The sequence below is a fragment of the Leucobacter luti genome, from assembly GCF_004217175.1.
Taxonomy (GTDB): Bacteria; Actinomycetota; Actinomycetes; order Actinomycetales; family Microbacteriaceae; genus Leucobacter; species Leucobacter luti.
In genome coordinates, this window is the sequence record NZ_SHKI01000002.1 from 654,737 (window position 1) to 671,956 (window position 17,220).

12 protein-coding genes are annotated in these 17,220 nt (G+C 71.3%); 5 read left to right on the plus strand and 7 right to left on the minus strand.

The annotated features are described in order from the left end of the window. Window positions 1-176 precede the first annotated feature (176 nt). Window positions 177-1,784 (minus strand): DEAD/DEAH box helicase, encoded by a 1,608-nt coding sequence (locus tag EV139_RS02720; RefSeq protein WP_198677420.1) that lies wholly within the window; start codon window positions 1,782-1,784, stop codon window positions 177-179. A gap of 458 nt (window positions 1,785-2,242) precedes the next feature. On the opposite strand from EV139_RS02720, the gene EV139_RS02725 reads away from it, so the two are divergent. From EV139_RS02725 to EV139_RS02735, 3 genes are read left to right on the plus strand one after another with little or no spacing between them, the layout of a single operon-like run. Then, the gene (locus tag EV139_RS02725) at window positions 2,243-5,938 is read left to right on the plus strand and encodes a TM0106 family RecB-like putative nuclease (protein ID WP_241988944.1); all 3,696 of its coding nucleotides are present in this window, start codon (window positions 2,243-2,245) and stop codon (window positions 5,936-5,938) included. Beyond that, window positions 5,935-7,077, plus strand: a complete 1,143-nt coding sequence (locus tag EV139_RS02730; protein WP_130452759.1) for a DUF998 domain-containing protein — start codon at window positions 5,935-5,937, stop codon at window positions 7,075-7,077. The genes EV139_RS02725 and EV139_RS02730 overlap by 4 nt, the downstream gene beginning before the upstream one ends. Continuing rightward, entirely contained in the window at window positions 7,074-8,306 is a 1,233-nt protein-coding gene (locus EV139_RS02735; protein ID WP_130452760.1) for a pyridoxal phosphate-dependent aminotransferase, read from the plus strand. The genes EV139_RS02730 and EV139_RS02735 overlap by 4 nt, the downstream gene beginning before the upstream one ends. A gap of 122 nt (window positions 8,307-8,428) precedes the next feature. On the opposite strand, the gene EV139_RS02740 is transcribed toward EV139_RS02735, so the two are convergent. The 6 genes from EV139_RS02740 to ald all read right to left on the minus strand — a co-directional run bounded on the left by EV139_RS02740 (window position 8,429) and on the right by ald (window position 15,280). Then, entirely contained in the window at window positions 8,429-9,550 is a 1,122-nt protein-coding gene (locus EV139_RS02740; RefSeq protein ID WP_130452761.1) for a Zn-dependent alcohol dehydrogenase, read from the minus strand. Between the two features lie 21 nt (window positions 9,551-9,571). After that, a complete protein-coding gene (locus tag EV139_RS02745) occupies window positions 9,572-10,183 on the minus strand; it encodes a DUF3156 family protein (RefSeq protein WP_130452762.1) in 612 nt (203 codons plus the stop codon). Further along, window positions 10,180-11,679: an APC family permease gene (locus EV139_RS02750; protein WP_130452763.1), complete on the minus strand. Its 1,500-nt coding sequence runs from the start codon at window positions 11,677-11,679 to the stop codon at window positions 10,180-10,182. Before EV139_RS02750 ends, EV139_RS02745 begins: the two co-directional genes overlap by 4 nt. A gap of 336 nt (window positions 11,680-12,015) precedes the next feature. Further along, window positions 12,016-13,608 carry a helix-turn-helix domain-containing protein gene (locus EV139_RS02755; RefSeq protein WP_130452764.1) on the minus strand — a complete coding sequence of 531 codons (1,593 nt, stop codon included), beginning with the start codon at window positions 13,606-13,608 and terminating at the stop codon, window positions 12,016-12,018. Between the two features lie 14 nt (window positions 13,609-13,622). Then, the gene (locus EV139_RS02760; protein WP_130452765.1) at window positions 13,623-14,129 is read right to left on the minus strand and encodes a hypothetical protein; all 507 of its coding nucleotides are present in this window, start codon (window positions 14,127-14,129) and stop codon (window positions 13,623-13,625) included. Window positions 14,130-14,152: 23 nt separating this feature from the next. Further along, complete coding sequence (gene ald, locus EV139_RS02765; protein WP_130452766.1) at window positions 14,153-15,280, minus strand: alanine dehydrogenase; 1,128 nt, start codon at window positions 15,278-15,280, stop codon at window positions 14,153-14,155. Between the two features lie 192 nt (window positions 15,281-15,472). Between ald and EV139_RS02770 the strand changes: the two genes are divergently transcribed. Continuing rightward, window positions 15,473-15,961 (plus strand): Lrp/AsnC family transcriptional regulator, encoded by a 489-nt coding sequence (locus tag EV139_RS02770; protein ID WP_130452767.1) that lies wholly within the window; start codon window positions 15,473-15,475, stop codon window positions 15,959-15,961. 56 nt (window positions 15,962-16,017) lie between these two features. Further along, on the plus strand, window positions 16,018-16,668 hold the full coding sequence (locus EV139_RS02775) for an isochorismatase family protein (RefSeq protein WP_130452768.1): 651 nt from the start codon (window positions 16,018-16,020) through the stop codon (window positions 16,666-16,668). Window positions 16,669-17,220 lie beyond the last annotated feature (552 nt).

Consider the following 17,220-nt stretch of genomic DNA (forward strand, 5'->3'; position numbering starts at 1 on the left):
TGGGGTAGGGATGCGGTCGGTGCGCGCCGTGAGCGAGGCGAGCGCCCCGCGCGGGTCGCTCCGCGGCCTGACGTGCACGACCCCGCGAAACGACACCGCGGCGGGGCGGGAACACACGCTGTGTGCTCCCGCCCCGCCGCGGTGTGTATCGTCGCGCGTGAGGCGCGGCGAGTGGCTTACGCTCCCGGCGTGCTCGTCGAGTAGACCGAGCCGCCGCCCTGCGCGCGCCGCCCGGCGCGGCGCTGGCCGCCCCCGGCCTCGCCGCCCTGCGAACGCTGACGCGGCTGGCCCTGCTGGCCGCCCTGGCCGCCGCGGCCGCGGCCGCCTCCGGCCTCGCCGCCCTGGCCGCCACGGCCCTGACCCTGGCCGCCACGGCCCTGGCCCTCGCCGCCGCGGCCCTGGCCGCTCCGGCCGCCCTGCGGCGCGCCCTGGCCCTCGCCCGCCGCACGGCCACGGCCGCCGCGTGAGCGCTTCCGCTTCGCGTTCGCGCCGGTTGAGTTGCCCTGTCCTGCCGGCGAGTGCCCGGCGGCGCGCTGCTGCGCGTTCTGCGCCTCGGTGCGGCGGCGCTCGATCTCGCGGGGGTCGACGCGGGGTGCGACCTCGCCGATCAGGTCGAGCACCTCGGGATCGACGTTCGCCGCGCTCGGGTTCACCTTGCGGGGCGTGACGTTGATCTTTGCCGCGCGCATGATCTGCCGCATTTCGCCGCGCTGCTCGGGGAGCACGAGGGTGACCACGTCGCCCTCATTGCCGGCGCGAGCGGTACGGCCCGAGCGGTGCAGGTATGCCTTGTGCTCCACGGGCGGATCGATGTGCACCACGAGATCTACGCCGTCGACGTGCACGCCGCGCGCGGCGACGTCGGTGGCCACGAGCACCTTCGCGTCGCCGGCGACGAACTCAGCGAGGTTGCGGTCGCGGGCGTTCTGCGAGAGGTTGCCCTGGAGCTCGACCGCGGGGATGCCCGCGGCGGTCAGCTGCTTCGCGAGGCGCTTCGCCTGGTGCTTCATGCGGGTGAAGAAGATGCGGCGCGCGGTACCGGAGGCGAGCGCCTCGATGAGGGCGTCCTTCTGGTCCTTGCCCGCGACCTCGAATACGTGGTGCGTGAGCTGCGGCACGGGCGACTCGGCGGAATCAACCGAGTGGAGGATGGGATCGTGGAGGTACTTCTTCACGATGTTGTCGACCCCGTTGTCAAGGGTCGCGCTGAACAGCAGGCGCTGGCCCACCTTCGGCGTCTTGTTCAGGATGCGGGTGACCACGGGGAGGAAGCCCATGTCGGCCATGTGGTCGGCCTCGTCGAGCACGGTGACCTCGACGCCGTCGAGCGAGATGACGCCCTGCTTGATCAGGTCGTCGAGACGACCCGGCGCGGCCACGACCACGTCGACGCCCGCCTCGAGCGCGAGCTCCTGGCGGCGCTGGGGGATCCCGCCAAAGATGGTGGTCACCTTGACGCCGACCGGGTCGGCGAGCATCTTGATGGTCTCGGCGATCTGTGTGACGAGCTCACGGGTGGGAGCCAGCACGATCGCGCGCGGACGGCTCTGGCGGCGCTTGGCGACCACGTCGGGTGCGAGGCGCGCGACGAGGGGGATGCCGAAGGCGATGGTCTTGCCGGAGCCCGTGCGGCCGCGGCCGAGCACGTCGCGGCCAGCGAGGGTGTCCGGGAGGGTGTCGCGCTGGATGGGGAACGGCTCAGTCTTGCCGTTGCGCGCCAGCGCGTCGGCGATGGGCGCCGGCACGCCGAGCGAAATGAACGTGGGGGTGGTGGTCTCGGTCACGGGGACCTTTCTGCATACGTGCAGCGCGCATTCGGCCTCGATGGGCCAGGTGAGGAGCGAAGCTGCGGTTTTCGGCGAGTGCACGGGACCGCGCATTCGTTCGCCGCGAAAGTTCTGGTGGCACGCCAGCATTGGGCGGGCGACTGAAAGTCAGCGACGCGGGGCGGGTTGATCACGCCCTGTACCCACCACTCTAGCGGTCCGAGCCGCGAGTTCCCCGATCATCGAGCAAATCCGCAGGATCTTGTACCGGATCCGTGCGGGCTCGGTTCCCGGTCCGCGCCGGATCCGTGGTGCCTCCGCGCCGGATCCGCGCCTCAGATCTCGGCCGCCCCTTCCCGCGCTCGGCGTGCCGCGCCGCGCGGCACGCCGAGCCAATGTCGGAGGCACACGATAGCGTCACACCCATACCCACCGCCTCCCTCGGGTCAGGCGGGCCACCTGAAAGAGGAGCGCGCGTGTTCATACAGCAGCGAGCGGGCGGCGGTCACCGGATCGTCACCAGCGCCAGCGATCTCACTGCAGCGAGCGCGTGCGAGTTCGCGTTCCTGCGGCGGGTTGACGCGAAGCTCGGGCGCGACGTCGAGGTGCCCCCCGATGACGACCCGATGCTCGCCCGCGCCGCGCTGCTCGGCGACGCGCACGAGGAACGCACGCTCACCGCGTACCGCGCGGAGCTCGGCGCCGGCACGCTCGGCGCCGGCGGCGGCGTTGTCGAGATCCGGCGCCCAAGCTCGATGCGGGAGGCCGACCTGCGCGCTGTCGCGGCCGAAACGGAGACCGCGCTGCGGGGGCGAGCAGCGGTGGTGTTCCAGGCGACGTTCTTTGACCCCGAGCTGCGGGCCCAGACGGGCTCGGATCTCGAGCTCGGATTCATCGGCTTCGCCGACTTCCTGCGGCTCACCCCGGAGGGCGAATACGAGGTCGAGGACACCAAGCTCGCGCGCCGGGCAAAGGTGTCAGCGCTCATGCAGCTCGCGGCATACGCGGAGCAGCTTGCGCGGATCGGTGTCCCGGTCGCCCCGGTCGCGACCCTGATTCTCGGCGACGGCGCCAGGTCAACGCACCGCATCGCGGACATCGCCCCGGTGTTCCGCGCGCGCCGCTCCCGGCTGCACCGCATCCTGCTCGAACGCGCCGGCGCCACTGGCGCTGACGGCGCGCGCGAGTCCGCGGCCCCCATCGCCTGGGGCGCCGCGGACACGCTCGCGTGCGGTCGCTGCGAGGTGTGTGAGCCCGAGGTCGCGCGCACCCGCGATCCGCTCCTCATCGCCGGGATCCGCGGCGCGCAGCGAGACGCGCTGCGCGCGGCCGGGCTCACCACGATCGACGCGGTCGCCGCCGCCCTGCCGGGCGTTCGAGCGGGCGCGCTCGCCGTGCCCGGGGTCGCCCCGGCGGTGCTCGCGCGGCTGGCTGCCCAGGCCGAGGCGCAGGTCGTTGCCCTGGCCGCCGGGCCCGGCGCGGTGCCGCCCGTGCGCGTGGTCGACCCCGCGGCGCTCGCCGCGATCCCAACGCCGAGTCCCGGCGACCTCTTCTTCGACTTCGAGGGCGACCCGTTTTTCCGAGAACCGGGCGCCGAGGGCACCGCGCGCTGGGGGCTCGACTACCTCTTCGGCTTCGTCGATGCGCGAGAGCAGTTCACCGCGCTCTGGGCCCACGACCTCGCGGCCGAGCGCGCGGCGCTTGAACGCTTCCTCGCGCTCGTCGCCGCGCGCCGCGCCGAGTACCCGGCCATGCGCATTTATCACTACGCGGCGTACGAGCGCACCCACCTGCTCAGCATCGCGGCGCGGCACGGCGTGGGCGAGGCCGAAGTTGACCAGCTGCTGCGCGAGCACGTGCTCGTCGACCTCTATCCGATCGTGCGCCGCGCGCTGCTCGTCGGCTCGCGCTCGTACTCGATCAAGAAGCTTGAGCCGCTGTACATGGGGGCCGAGCTTCGCGCTGAGGACGGCGTCACCTCGGCCACTCAGTCAGTGACCGAGTACGCCGACGCGGTCGAGCTCCTGCAGAGCGCGGATCCGGGTGACCGCGCGGCCGGGCAGACCCGGCTCGACGCGATCGCCGACTACAACCGCTATGACTGCGTGTCGACGCTGCGCCTGCGCGATTGGCTGCGCGAGCTCGCAGCGGCCCGCGGCGTAGCGACCGTGCCGCCGCAGCTTGACGCCGGCCCCGGCCAGAGCTTCACGGTGAGCCCGCTCGGCGCGGCGTTGTCCGGCCTCGCCGAGACGGCGGACGAGCCCCGCGACCGCACCGCGGCCGCCCTCGCCGGCAGTGCGATCGACTACCACGCGCGCGAGGCGAAATCGTTCTGGTGGGCGCACTTCGCGCGACTCACCGACCCGATTGAGGACTGGGCGCACACGCGAGACGTCGTGGTCGTCGACCCCGGGCTGAGCGCCGTCGCGGAAGACTGGCACCGGCCCGAGCGCGCGCGGGTGGAGCGGCGGTGGCTCCGGCTGCGCGGCGAGGTGGCGCCGGGCAGCTCGCTCAAGCCGGGCAGCGAGGCCTTCGTGGTGTACGAGGCACCCGCGCCGTTCGCGGCGCCCCGCTCGGCGCCGGGGGCCCGGGTCGAGCGCACCGTGCGCATCATCGAGCGCCACGAAGACGGGGTCACGGTCGAGGAGTTTCTGCCGCGCGACGCCGCTCCGTACGACGTGCTCCCCGTGGCGCTTACGCCAGGGGCACCGCCCAAGCCGGGCCGGCAGGTCACCGCGATCGAGGAGTGGGGCGGCCACTTCGCGAACGCGCTCAGCCGCGGCACGGCGTTCGCCGACCCGGTGGTCGACATCATGCGGCGCGTCCCACCGCGGCTCACGGACGGCGGCCCACTCATCGCCCCAGAATCGGCGGCAGCGCTCGCGGCGGCGGGCGGCGACGAGGCCGCGCGCACCATCGGCGCGGTCACCGCGACGCTCCGCCTGCTTGACCGCTCGGCGCTCGCGGTGCAGGGGCCGCCTGGCACCGGCAAGACGTACCTGGCCGCGCGGGTGATCCGGCGGCTGGTCGAGGAAGACGGGTGGCGGATCGGTGTCGTCGCCCAGTCGCACCGGGTCGTGGAGAACGTGCTGGAGGGCGTTGTCGCCGCCGGCCTCGACCCGCGGCTCGTGGGCAAGGTGCCGCAGGGCGGCAAGCTCGACCCCGATCGTGAGCCGCCGCCGTACACGGTGCTCGGCAAAGACGGGCACCAGCGCTTCATCCGCGAGCACGGCGCGGCGGGTCGCGGCAGCGTGGTCGGCGGAACGGCGTGGGACTTCAGCAACGACGACCGCTTCCCGCGGAAGAGCCTCGACCTGCTCGTGATCGACGAGGCCGGGCAGTTCTCGCTCGCGCCCACCATTGCCGCGAGCGTGGCCGCCGACCGGCTGCTCCTGCTGGGCGACCCGCAGCAGCTGCCCCAGGTGTCGCAGGGGAGCCACCCCGAGCCCGTGGACACGTCCGCGCTCGGGTGGCTCCTCGCCGGGCACGACACGCTCCCGCCCCAGCTCGGCTACTTCCTCGCGGAGACGCGCCGCATGCGCCCGGAGCTCGCAGCGGTGGTCTCTGAGCTGTCGTACGAAGGGCGGTTGCACGCTCACGCCTCGGCAGCACAGCGCGAGGTCACGGGTGCCGGCCCGGCCGGGCTCGTGTGGCACCCCACCGCGCACCGCGGCAACGCCACCAGTGCCGAGGCCGAGGCCGCCGAAGTGGTGCGGGTCGCGGCGGCGGCGCTCGGCGGGCGCCTCCACGAACCCGGCTCCGCGCCGCGCGCGCTCGCGCAGGCCGACGTGATCGTGGTCGCCGCCTACAACGCGCAGGTGGAGTGCGTCGCGGCGGCCCTCGCCGCCGCCGGGCTCGGCGGAATCCGAGTCGGTACCGTTGACCGTTTCCAGGGGCAGGAGGCCGTGATCGCGATCGTCACCCTCGCGGCGTCGAGCCCAGAGGACGTACCGCGCGGGCTCGAGTTCCTGCTCATGCGCAACCGCCTCAACGTGGCGATCAGCCGCGCGCAGTGGTCCGCGCACCTCGTGTCCTCTGATCGGCTCGGCGACGGACTCCCCGGTTCGAGCGACGGGCTCACGGCGCTGGCCGGCTATCTGCGGCTCGTCGAGCGGGCAACGCGACCTGATCAGCCCACGGAAACCGGCGCCGCACATACACTGAGCGCATGAGCACCACACCCGAGCCCGGCGCGCTCGCCGGGCGCACCCACCGCGCCGTCGACGCGATCTTCCGCCTGCTGTACCCGGGGGAGGAGAGCGTGCGCGACACTGCCGCGGCCCGCCGCGAGGTGCGCGCGCTCACCGCCGCGGTCATCGCCGCCGTGGTCGGCGCCGCGATCGGGCTCATCGCGTTCCACGGGTCAGTGCAGATCTGGGGCCCCGTGTCGCCCGGCAGCATCGGGCTCGCCTTCGCCGGCGTTGTCGCGGCCGTGGCGGCGGCCGTTGAGCACGTCCGATCCCCGCTCCCGGCGATCCCCGGTTGGCCCCGAGGCGCCGTGCGGGCGCAGCGCATCGTCAACATCCTCGCGATCGGGCTCGTGCACGCCGGCATCGCCCTGCTGTTTGTCGGCGTGACCATCTCGATCATCGTGCGCGGTTTCACCGGGCTCAACGTCGACGTCTTCACCAGCACCATGATCGTTGTGCTGCTCGGCGCCGCCGCCGGGTACGCGGCGACGCTCTCCGGCGGCGACGTCACCACCTCGCGGCTGTCCACCCTGTTCGCGGTGTTCATGACGGGCGGCATCGTGGTCGCCATGCTCACCACGAGTGAGGCCGAGTGGTGGCGCCTCCACTTCAGCGAGCTCGGCGTGGGGGCCGGGGTGAGCGGCATCATCTTCAACTCGACCCTCATCGTGGGCGGGCTGCTGCTTGCCTCGCTCGGCTCGCTCATGGCGCCCGCGCTCGACGCCTGGGCGAGTGCCGCGCCGCGCAGCCGCACGCGCAACGTCACCGTCGTCGAGTGGGGCTTCGTGGGGATCGGCGTGTGCCTCGCCGGTGTGGGCCTGGTCCCGGTCAACGTCAACCTCATCGTGCACAACACCTTCGCCACGGGCATGGCCGTCATCTTCGGCGTGATCCTCATCGGCCTGCGCTGGCTGCTCGACGGGTTCTCGCGCGCGTTCATGCTGTTCTCCGACGTCACGCTGATCGGGATCGCGCTCTCCGCGGTGCTGTTCTGGCCGGTGCAGTACTACAACCTCGCGGCGTTCGAGCTCGTCGCCGCCGGGATCATCTTCGCCTGGCTCATCATCTTTCTGCGGCACCTCGACGCATCCGTCCCCGCGCCCGCTAACGTGGAAGCATGACCACTCTCGGCGGCCCGTTCAAGACTCCGCCCTCCCGCAGGCTCGGGGAGGCACCCAGCATCGCGCCGCTCGCGGCGTCCGCGCGCTCGCACATCCCCGCCTTCGAGGTGATGCGCATCACCGACGAGATCGCGCGCCGCCGCGCCGACGGCCACGACGTGGTCTCCCTGTGCGCCGGCGAGCCGAGCGCGCGCCCCGCGCCGGGGACGCTCCAGCCAGCCGGGTACACGGGACCGCTCGGCACCACCCCGCTGCGCGAGGCGATCGCCGGGCACTATCGCGCCTGGTACAACATCGAGGTGGACCCGGCCTCGGTGGCGGTCACCACCGGATCGTCGGGAGCGTTCCAGCTCGTGTTCCTCGCGGCGTTCGACCCGGGCGACCGGGTCGCGCTCGCGAGCCCGGGCTACCCGGCCTACCGCAACATCCTTACCGCCCTCGGCGTGCACGTCATCGAGATCCCCACCGGCCCCGAGACCCGGTACCAGCCCACGCCCGAGCTCCTGGCGGCCGCGGTCGCCGAGCACGGACCGCTCGCCGGGCTGATCCTCGCCTCGCCGGCGAACCCGACCGGCACCATGCTCGACCGGCCGGCGATCGCGGCACTCGTCGACTGGTGCGTGGCAAACACGGTGCGGATCATCAGCGACGAGATCTACCACGGCATCACGTTCCCCGAGCCGGGCGCCGCGGACCCGCGCGGGGTTACGCTGCGGGAGCTCGATCCGGAGTCGGTGGTGATCAACTCATTTTCAAAGTACTGGGGGATGACGGGGTGGCGGCTCGGGTGGGCGATCCTGCCGCCCGCGCTCGTCGGGCCGGTCGAGGCACTCGCCTCAAACTTTGCGCTCTCGCCGCCGGCCCCGGCGCAGGAGCTCGCCATGCGCGCATTCACCCCCGAGAGCTACGCTGAGCGCGACGAGATCGTTGGCGGCTTCGCCCGCGCCCGCGCCCTCATCCTCGACGCGGAACCCGAGCTCGGCTGGGGCGTCGCGGCGCCATCTGACGGCGCGTTCTACTACTACTCCGAGCTTGGTCCGCAGCTCGAACGCTTCAGCGACTCGTCAGCGTACGCGCGTGCGCTCCTCGAGGGCGCAGACGTCGCGGTGGTGCCGGGCACCGACTTCGACCCCGCCGCCGGCCACCGCGCCGTGCGGCTGTCGTACGCGGCAGGCGAGCCGGCCGTCGCCGAGGCGCTCGAGCGGATCCTTCGCTTCCAGCGCGGCTAGGCCCAGACCGCGCGGCGAGGCCCCGACAGCGCGGCGAGGCCCCGACAGCGCGAAGCGCGGCCGCCGAGAGTCGGCGGCCGCGCTGCACAGTTCCCGGCGCGAACCCGGGATCGGGGCGCCCGCTACGCCCCGTACTCGATCACCGAGCGGATCCCGCGGCCCTGGCGCATCTCCGCGAACGCGTCGTTGACGCCGTCGAGGGTGATGCGGTCCGTGACCATCGAGTCGAGGTCGACGAGGCCCTCCATGTACAGGTCGATGATCTTGGGGAAGTCGATCGACTGGCGGCTTGACCCGTAGTTTGACCCGATCAGCTTCTTTTCCTGGTCGCTCATCACGAACGGGTCGATTGAGATCTTCACCCCGTCAGCCACCTGGCCCACCACGACCGCCGTGCCGCCGCGGCGGATCGCCTCGTAGCACGCCTCGATCGTGAACGGCAGGCCGATCGCCTCGAACGCGTAGTCGACGCCGCGACCGCCGGTGAGCTCCCGCACGGTGTCGAGCAGGTCGACCTCGCGGCTGTTGATCACGTGCGTCGCGCCGAAGGTGCGGCCGAGCTCAAGCTTCTCGTTGCTCACGTCGGCGACAATGATCTGCTTCGCGCCGGCGAGGCGCGCGCCCTGCACCACGTTGAGGCCGACGCCGCCACAGCCGACCACCAGCACGGTGCTGCCGGGCTCAACGCCGGCGGTGTTCGTGACGGCGCCGATCCCGGTGGTCACGGCGCAGCCGACGAGCGCGGCCTGAGCGAGCGGGGCGTCCTTGCGGATCCGGATCGCGGCCGAGGCCGGCACCATCGCGTACTCGCCGAACGAGCCGACCGCCAGGAAGCTCTTGACGTCCTGTTCGCCGTCGCTGAGGCGCGGCTTCCCGTCGAAGAACACGTGCTGGTACGCCGTTTCGTTGGCGAGCTGGCACAGCACGGGGTTGCCGGAGACGCAGAACTCGCACTTCTGGCACGACGGGGTCCACGACAGGATCACGTGGTCGTCGACCTCAAGGTCGGTCACCTCGGACCCGACCGCGAGCACCACACCCGCGCCCTCGTGGCCGAGCACGAGCGGGGCGGGGGTCTCCCAGTCGCCGTCGAGCGCGTGCAGGTCGCTGTGGCACACGCCCGAGGCGGCGAGCTTGACGAGCACCTCGTTGGGGCCGGGCTGGTCGGAGATCTGCAGCTCGCGGATCTCGAGCGGGGCGTTCGGGCCGACGAATACTGCGGCGCGCACGGGGATCGTGGACATAACGGTTCCTTTCTGACCAGCTCAGACGCTGGGGGAGTGAGACGCGGGCGAGCCGAGACGCTGCGCCGCGCGGATGAGATCGAGCAGTCGATCCGGCTCTCCGGCCGGAAACGCGGTCGCCTTGAACACTGGCGGAATGAGCACCCACACGTACGCCCCGCCCATGGGGCTGAGCGTGAGCGTGCGCGCCCCGTCGTGCGAGGTGCTGGCGCGCACCATGTCCACGGTGCCGAGGTGTGGGGCGACGGCCTCGTTGAGCCGCGTCAGCGCTGCGGACCGCGGGGTGGCCCCGCGGTCGGCCACGAAGGTGCCGCCCCGCGGGGCCCCGCGGTGGCTGAGCTTCACGCCGCGCGGGACCCCTGACGCCGCCGGCAGCTGCGCCGTGATCGTGAGGGCGTACACCCGCGAGAACACGTAGTTTCCGGGCTCGTAGCTGAGCACCACCTCGAGTCCGTCCGCGGCGCGCGCGGTGACGGAGGTCTGGTCGTGGGCGACCACGGTCCCGAACTGTGCCGCGGTGTACCGCAGCGCTTGCCGAGCGCGGTCAACGATTGGGCCGGAACCAGCGAGCGGGTGTGTGCGGACCCGCGCCCGGCGGGCGGGTGCCGTGGTGACCGAACCGAAGTTGGTCATCGCGGATCCCGCCCGTCGGTGGCACGGGCTGCGTCGCGGACGCCGTCCGCGGCGAACTCGTCGGTGGAGCTCGCGTCATCGGTGGTCTCAGCCGCCTCAAAGCCCTCGCCCAGGCTCTCGGAGCGCACGATGATGTTCGTCTGCGTGTGGATCAGGTCCGTGGGGGTGAACAGCGGCAGGCGGTTGCGCTTGAGCCAGATGATCGCGAACAGTGCGATCGCGGCGAGGATCACGCCTGCGCTGCCCCACACGACGAGCCGCTGCTCCATCTCCGGCACGATAAACGCGATGAGGTAGACGCACGAGGCGATACCGAGCACCTGCGGCACCGGGTAGAACGGCGTCTTGAACGGACGGCGAGCCGAGGGGTAGCGGCGGCGCAGCACGATCACGTCGACCTGAGCGATGATGTAGCTGATGAGCCAGGTGGTGCAGGCGATGCTGATCAGGTTGAGGATCAGATCGATGCCGCCGTCGGTGAACGTGGAGTAGAGCAGCACCGACGCCATTGCGCCGGCGGTGACCAGCATTCCGGCCCACGGGACGCGGGTGCGGCGGCTCACGCGCGAGAGCCACTTCGGCAGCAGGCCCTCGTTCGCCAGGCCGTAGAGCATGCGCGGGATCGCGGCCAGGTATGAGTTGCCCGTGGAGAACGAGGCGAGGATCGTGACCACGGTCATGATGAGGCCACCGGTGGCGCCGAAGATCGCGGTCGCGCCAACCACGTGGGGGATCGAGGAACTGGCCATCTCGGCAAGGTCTGCGTAGCGCGTTGCGCCCCAGCCGAACAGCACGTCGACGATGAAGATCGTGGTCACGCCGATGATCATCGCGAGGGGGATGGTCTTCCACGGCTTCTTGACCTCTTCGGCGAGCGGTGCCACGAACTCCATGCCGATGTAGAGCCAGATCGCGACCGCGCCCATCGAAGCGAGCGTGCTCCAGTCGGTGTTGAGTACCGGGTTGTCGACCGGCGTCGCGCCGGTGATGCCGAGCACCCCCGAGACGCCCATGATCGCGAGGATGCCCATCATCCCGAACACGACCGGGATCTGAACGCGGGCAAAGATGTCTACGCCCGAGATGTTGAGCACGAGCAGGATCGCGAGCAGGCCGAACGAGAACGCGGCGGCCGGGAAGCCAGTGAGTGACTCGAATGAATCGCCGGCGACCAGCAGCTGCGTGCCGCCGTCTGCCGAGACGAGCACGAGGTAGCCACCCAGCACCGCGATGATCGCCATGAGGCGGCCGAGCGCGGGGAGCGTGTACTCGCCGACCATGCCGCCGCCCGGCAGCATCGAAGCGAGCTCACCGTAGGAGATCGCGACCATGGTGATGATGATCAGGCCGATAAACGCGGGGATCGCGAAGGCCAGACCGCCGGTTCCGAAGCCGTTGCCGAGCGAGACCATTGCGGTACCCGACACGACCAGGCCCGTCGAGGCGGCGTAGGCCGCGCCGAAGCCGAGGCTCCGTTTGAGTTTTGGATTCGACATGCATGAGCTCCTTTGCGCCACGCTGGTTGGTGGGACACAGTCAGCATCCCAGGGGCCTCGGGCGATCCGCATGGGCCGGAATGGCCAAAGGGGGGAGCAAAAACACCATTTTGTGAAGAAAGCTGCGCGAGAGGTGGTGTCAAAGAGTCGATCCGCAACGCAGTAACTCGACAGATTGGCGGGAATGGGACGCGGCTGGACCGTCGATGAGCGTCCCAAGCGCCGGGGCGCCGGGGCGCCGGGGCGCCGGGGCGCCGGGGCGCCGGGGCGCCGGGGCGCCGGGGCGCGGGGAGCGTGGGCCGCGCGAGCACGGGGCGCGTGGGCCGAGCGGTGCGCCTACTGCAGGTAGCGCAGCGCGATCGCGAGCTCGGCCCGCACCTCGAAGTCGTCGAGGTCGGATCCGGTGAGCTCAGCGATCTGCGCGAGCCGGTGCGCGAGGGTGTGCCGGTGCACGTCGAGCTCCCGCGAGGCAGGCAGCGGCCTGCCGTGGTGACGCAGCCAGGTGCGGAGCGTTGGCAGCAGCTCCGTGCCCTGCTCGGCGTCCTGCGACGCGAGCGCACCGAGCAACCGGCGGGCAATGTGCGCCGCGTCCGAGGCGTCGATCAGATCCGACACCCCCTCGCGCCAGAGTTCCGTGAAGCCCGTCACGAGCCCCTCGGGGCCCGCGCCGCGCCGCAGCCCGAAGTCCGCGGCGCGCTTCGCCTCGTCGAGCGCCAGCTCAAGCCCCTCCCAGCGTTCGGCGCGGGACCGGCCGATGACCAGGCCGAACGGGGCGAGCTGCGCCAGTAGCCGCTCGGCGTCCGCCTCCCGCACGAGCACCGCGGCGTCACCCCGGTACTGCGCGAAGAACACCGGGAAATCAGCTGACGCCTGCAGCGACTCGAACGCCGGCATGATCCGCTCGGCGTTGAAGTGCTGGGGGATCCCCACCAGAGTGGCCAGGGGCGGCGTGGGCAGCGGCCCCCACACGCTCTCGACCAGGTGGCGAGTTACCGCGACGTTTCCCGAGAGCACGAGCTGCAGCAGCGCCTCGCGCAGCGTGGTGTGCAGCGTCGCGAGCGCCTGGTTCTGCTGCAGCGAGACGCTCACGAGGGCGAGCACGCTCGACAGCACGTTGCGCGAGACGTCGTCGAAGCCGCGGCTGAGCGTCAGCGCGAGCATGCCGCTCGGCTCACCGGGCTCCCCGAGCATCTGGAGCACCGCCTCAACCTCGGGGGTGACCTGCGTCGAAATGAACCGCTGATTGCTCTCGAGCGCGCGCTGCACGATCGGCGTCAGCTCCGCCGCGGTGACCCGCGGCCCGTCCGGGGCCTCGACGAGGGTGACCGGGCGGCCCAGCGGATCGTAGAGGGCCACGCCGCAGCCGAGTTGCCGCGCCGTCTCCCGCAGGGTGGCGCTCAGCCCATCGCGGCGGGTGGCGGCGTTCGCGATCGCCTTCTGGGCGCGCAGTGACCGCGTGTAGCGCTCCGTCTGGTCGCGCTGCAGCACGCGCGCGGCCTCCTGCAGCAAGTCCATGAACGAGATCTCGTAGGGGACGTCGAACAGGATCAGGCCGTGCCTGCGGCAGGCCGCGGCGAGCTGCGGCGGAATGCCCTGGTGGAGCACGTCGCTGCCGAAACCGACCCCGATCACCCCGTGCGCGGCGATCAGCGAGGCGTAGTCCTCGTAGATGCGCTCGAGCCGCTCCTGCGGCACCCGCACCTCCGGCACCGACGGATCCGCCGATCGCGTCACCGGGAACTGCCAGCCGAGCGTGAGGATCACCTCGGCGGGCCCCAGAAACGGGGTCGGATCGATCATGTCGGTCGCGTGCAGCCACTCGAACTCACGATCGAGCGTGAGCTCGAGGGTGGCCGGATCCTCGCCGCCGACAACGAGGCGAAGGCGGAGCGACGGGTTCTGCAGGAGCTTGCGAAGGCTGAGTGACACGGCTCCAGCGTACGTTACGCGGCGATGCGGACCGGGGTGCCCATCGCGATACCGGCACGCCGCTGCAGGGCCGCGTCAACGACGGGCGCCGCGGGGTCGATCCCCAGCGCCGTGAGCACCTCGGCGGCGTCGGCCCCGAGGTCTAGCACCAGCCCGGTGACGCCGTCGGCGAGTGGCCCGTCGAGCCCCGCGATCACGCGCGAGATCGCGGAGCGCACGGCCTTCGCCGCGGCGGCAGTCTGCGCGCCCGCGTCAGCGCTGTCGGTGTCTGCCGCGTCGGCGCCGTCCGCACCGGGGCCCGCGGGGAGCGCGACCTCCGCGCGCGCGTAGGTGACGCCATCGCCGGAGACGGCCTCGGCGACGATACCCGAGTCCGCGCGCCGCGCGGTGATCTCGAGCACGCTGCTCGTGGGGCCGAGCGAAACGGGCTTCGCGGTGAGGGGCAGGGAAACGCCCGAAGGGGCATCGCCGTGATCGTGATGATCTGGTGATGCCCCTCCGAAAGTGAACTTCAGATCCATAAGATCCAGAGTACGCCCTGTGCTTACGCGTTGGCTGCGAGCACGTCCTCAACGGTGGAGAACGGCAGGCCGTCGAACGCGTCGGCGACACCCTTGAAGGTGACCACGCCGTCGTGCGCGTTCAGGCCCTTTGCGAGCGCCTGATCGGCGTTGAGCGCCGTGACCCAGCCCTTGTCGGCGAGTGCGACGACGTAGGGGAGGGTGGCGTTGGTGAGCGCAGCGGTCGAGGTCTCGGGGACCGCGCCCGGCATGTTCGCCACGCAGTAGTAGATCGAGTTGTGCACGGCGAAGGTGGGATCGTCGTGGGTGGTGGGGCGCGAGTTCTCGAAGCAGCCGCCCTGGTCGATCGCGATGTCGACGAGCACGGAGCCCGGCTTCATCTGTGCAACCATCTCGTCGGTGACGAGCTTGGGGGCCTTCTCGCCCGGGATCAGCACGGAGCCGATCACGAGGTCGGCGTCCTTGAGCGCCTCGGTGATGTTGTGCGCGTTCGAGGTGCGGGTCTGGATGCGACCGTTGAACTCGTCCTCAAGCTGCTTGAGGCGGGGGATCGCGATGTCGATGACGGTGACCTCAGCGCCCATGCCGTACGCGATACGCGCGGCCTGCTCGCCGGCGGCGCCGCCGCCGATGACGACGACCTTGCCACGACGGGTCGCGGTGACGCCGCCGAGCAGCACGCCGCGGCCGCCGTTTGCCTTCATCAGCGAGTATGCGCCGACCTGGACCGAGAGGCGGCCAGCGACCTCGGACATCGGGGCGAGGAGCGGCAGGCCGCGGTTAGCGAGCTGCACGGTCTCGTACGCGATCGCCGTGGTGCCCGAGGCGAGCACGGCGTCCGTGAGGGTGCGGTCAGCCGCGAGGTGCAGGTAGGTGAAGAGCACCTGGCCCTTGCGCATCTTGGCGTACTCGGGAGCGATGGGCTCCTTGACCTTGAGGATCATGTCGGAGTCAGCCCACACCTGGTCTGCGCCCTCCACGATCTTTGCACCGGCCGCGGCGTACTCCGCGTCGGTGATAGCCGAGTTGAGACCTGCGCCGGCCTGCACGAGTACCTCGTGCCCGCGGCGGGTCAGCTCGAAGACGCCAGCCTGAGTAATGGCGACGCGGTTCTCGTTGTTCTTGATCTCGGTGGGAATACCGACGCGCATGACATGCTCCAAAGAAATCTGCGGAATGTTGAGTGGTAAAGATGAGTTCCCGCAGTTACAACATGAACATACGTCGTACGATGCGGTGGAATCAACTAATTGTGCAGTATATTCGTAATCAGTAGTGAAAAGGTGAATTCTCTTCGGAATTAGTTGTTTCAATGGGATTCCTGCGAGTGAGAGCGGTGGCCAATGACCGATGGATCGAAGAATCTGCGCCCAGACATGGATCTGGACGAGGTGGACCGCAAGATCATCGACGAGCTGCAATCCAACGGTCGGATCACCAACGCCGAACTCGCCGAGCGTGTCGGCGTGGCGGCCTCCACCTGCATCGCGCGTGTGCGGAGCCTCGTTTCGCGCAGAATTATCACCGGCTTCACGGCCAGTGTTGACCCCCGCGCGATGGGCCTCGGCCTCCAGGTGCTCATCAGCGTCACGGTGCGCTCGGGCGCGCGGCAGCAGATCTCCGAGATGAGCGACGCGCTCCGCGCGCTCCCCGAGGTGATGCAGCTGTTCTTCCTCGGCGGGGTCGAGGACTTCATCATTCACCTCGCTGCGCGCGACTCCGACCACGTCCGCGACTTCGTCGTCGAGCACCTCTCCGCGCACCCCGCGGTCTCGGCCACGCGGACGAGCATCGTGTTCAGCCACCACCAGAACCCGGTGCGCTCGGCGTAGGCTGGACGAACCGGGTCCCTCGCGCCTGCCGGGACCCCCGCGATGTGGGAGAGGCAATGACTCGAGCGCTGTTGATCGTAGACGTGCAGAACGACTTCACGGAGGGCGGCGCCCTCGGAGTCGCGGGTGGCAACGCGGTTGCCGCGGGAATCGCCGAGTTGCTCGTCGGGGCGACTGATTCGTCCGGTCCCGCTGCGGGGGCGTCCAGTGGTGCTGCGGGTGCTGCGGCTTCCGATGCGGTTGCGTCTTTCGGCGGCTACGGGCTCGTTGTGGCCTCCCGCGACTGGCACGAGGCCGACACCGACAACGGCGGCCACTTCGCTGCGCCGGGCGCCGACCCCGACTTCGTCACCACCTGGCCCCGGCACTGCGTGCAGGGCACACCGGGGGCCGAGTATCACCCGGCGCTGCCGCTCGACCGCATCGACGTGCACGTGCGGAAGGGGGCCGGTGAGCCCGCCTACTCGGCGTTCGAGGGCGTGGCCGGCGACGGGCGCTCTCTCGCCGACGTGCTCGCGGAGCGCGGCGTCGAAGCGATCGACCTGGTGGGGATCGCCACTGATTACTGTGTGCGCGCCTCCGCGCTCGACGCGCTCGCGGGCGGGATCTCGGTGCGCCTCCACACGGGGCTGATCGCGGGCGTCGCCCCCGAGACTTCCGCCGCCGCGCTCCGCGAGCTCGCCGCGGCCGGCGTCGAGATTCGCTGAGCCGCGCGCCCCGAGGGTGCGGGCGTGTGGGTGCGGGCGTGTAGCGCGAGCCGCGCGTGCGCCGCTCGCGCCTGCGCCGCCTGCGCGCCGCCCGCGCTCGCGCCCGCGCCTGCGCCTGCGCCTGCGCCTGCGCCCGCGCCTGCGCCTGCGCCAGCGCCGCCCGCGCGCCGAGTGTGCGTAAATCTCCCCTTCGCATGGCGCCAAGGGGAGATCTGGCTTCACTCGGCGGCAGCCGTGCTGTGCCGAGTCGTGTCGGCGATGCATGTCAGCGCCCTGCCCTGCCCTGCCCCGCCCTTGCCTCCCACCCCGCCTCGCCCTGCCTCCCACCCCGCCCCGGCCACCGCCGAGTGGAGGCAAATCCCCCTTTCACATGTGGCGAAGGGGTGGTTTGCCTCCACTCGGCGGTGGGGTGGGGTGGGGCTGCGGGGCGCAGTCGCGGGTGCGGGGCAGGTGGCGAGGTGTGCCCAGGGTGCCCCGTGGGAGCCCGGGGCACGGAGCACGGAGCACGGAGCAAGGGGCACGGGACACAGGGTGCCGGGCAGCATGGGCGCA

Coding starts and splice junctions, on each gene's coding strand:
- EV139_RS02730 (WP_130452759.1), top strand. CDS start 5,935: ATGAGCACCACACCCGAGCCCGGCGCGCTCGCCGGGCGCACCCACCGC.
- EV139_RS02735 (WP_130452760.1), top strand. CDS start 7,074: ATGACCACTCTCGGCGGCCCGTTCAAGACTCCGCCCTCCCGCAGGCTC.
- EV139_RS02740 (WP_130452761.1), bottom strand. CDS start 9,550: ATGTCCACGATCCCCGTGCGCGCCGCAGTATTCGTCGGCCCGAACGCC.
- EV139_RS02745 (WP_130452762.1), bottom strand. CDS start 10,183: ATGACCAACTTCGGTTCGGTCACCACGGCACCCGCCCGCCGGGCGCGG.
- EV139_RS02750 (WP_130452763.1), bottom strand. CDS start 11,679: ATGTCGAATCCAAAACTCAAACGGAGCCTCGGCTTCGGCGCGGCCTAC.
- EV139_RS02760 (WP_130452765.1), bottom strand. CDS start 14,129: ATGGATCTGAAGTTCACTTTCGGAGGGGCATCACCAGATCATCACGAT.
- ald (WP_130452766.1), bottom strand. CDS start 15,280: ATGCGCGTCGGTATTCCCACCGAGATCAAGAACAACGAGAACCGCGTC.
- EV139_RS02770 (WP_130452767.1), top strand. CDS start 15,473: ATGACCGATGGATCGAAGAATCTGCGCCCAGACATGGATCTGGACGAG.
- EV139_RS02775 (WP_130452768.1), top strand. CDS start 16,018: ATGACTCGAGCGCTGTTGATCGTAGACGTGCAGAACGACTTCACGGAG.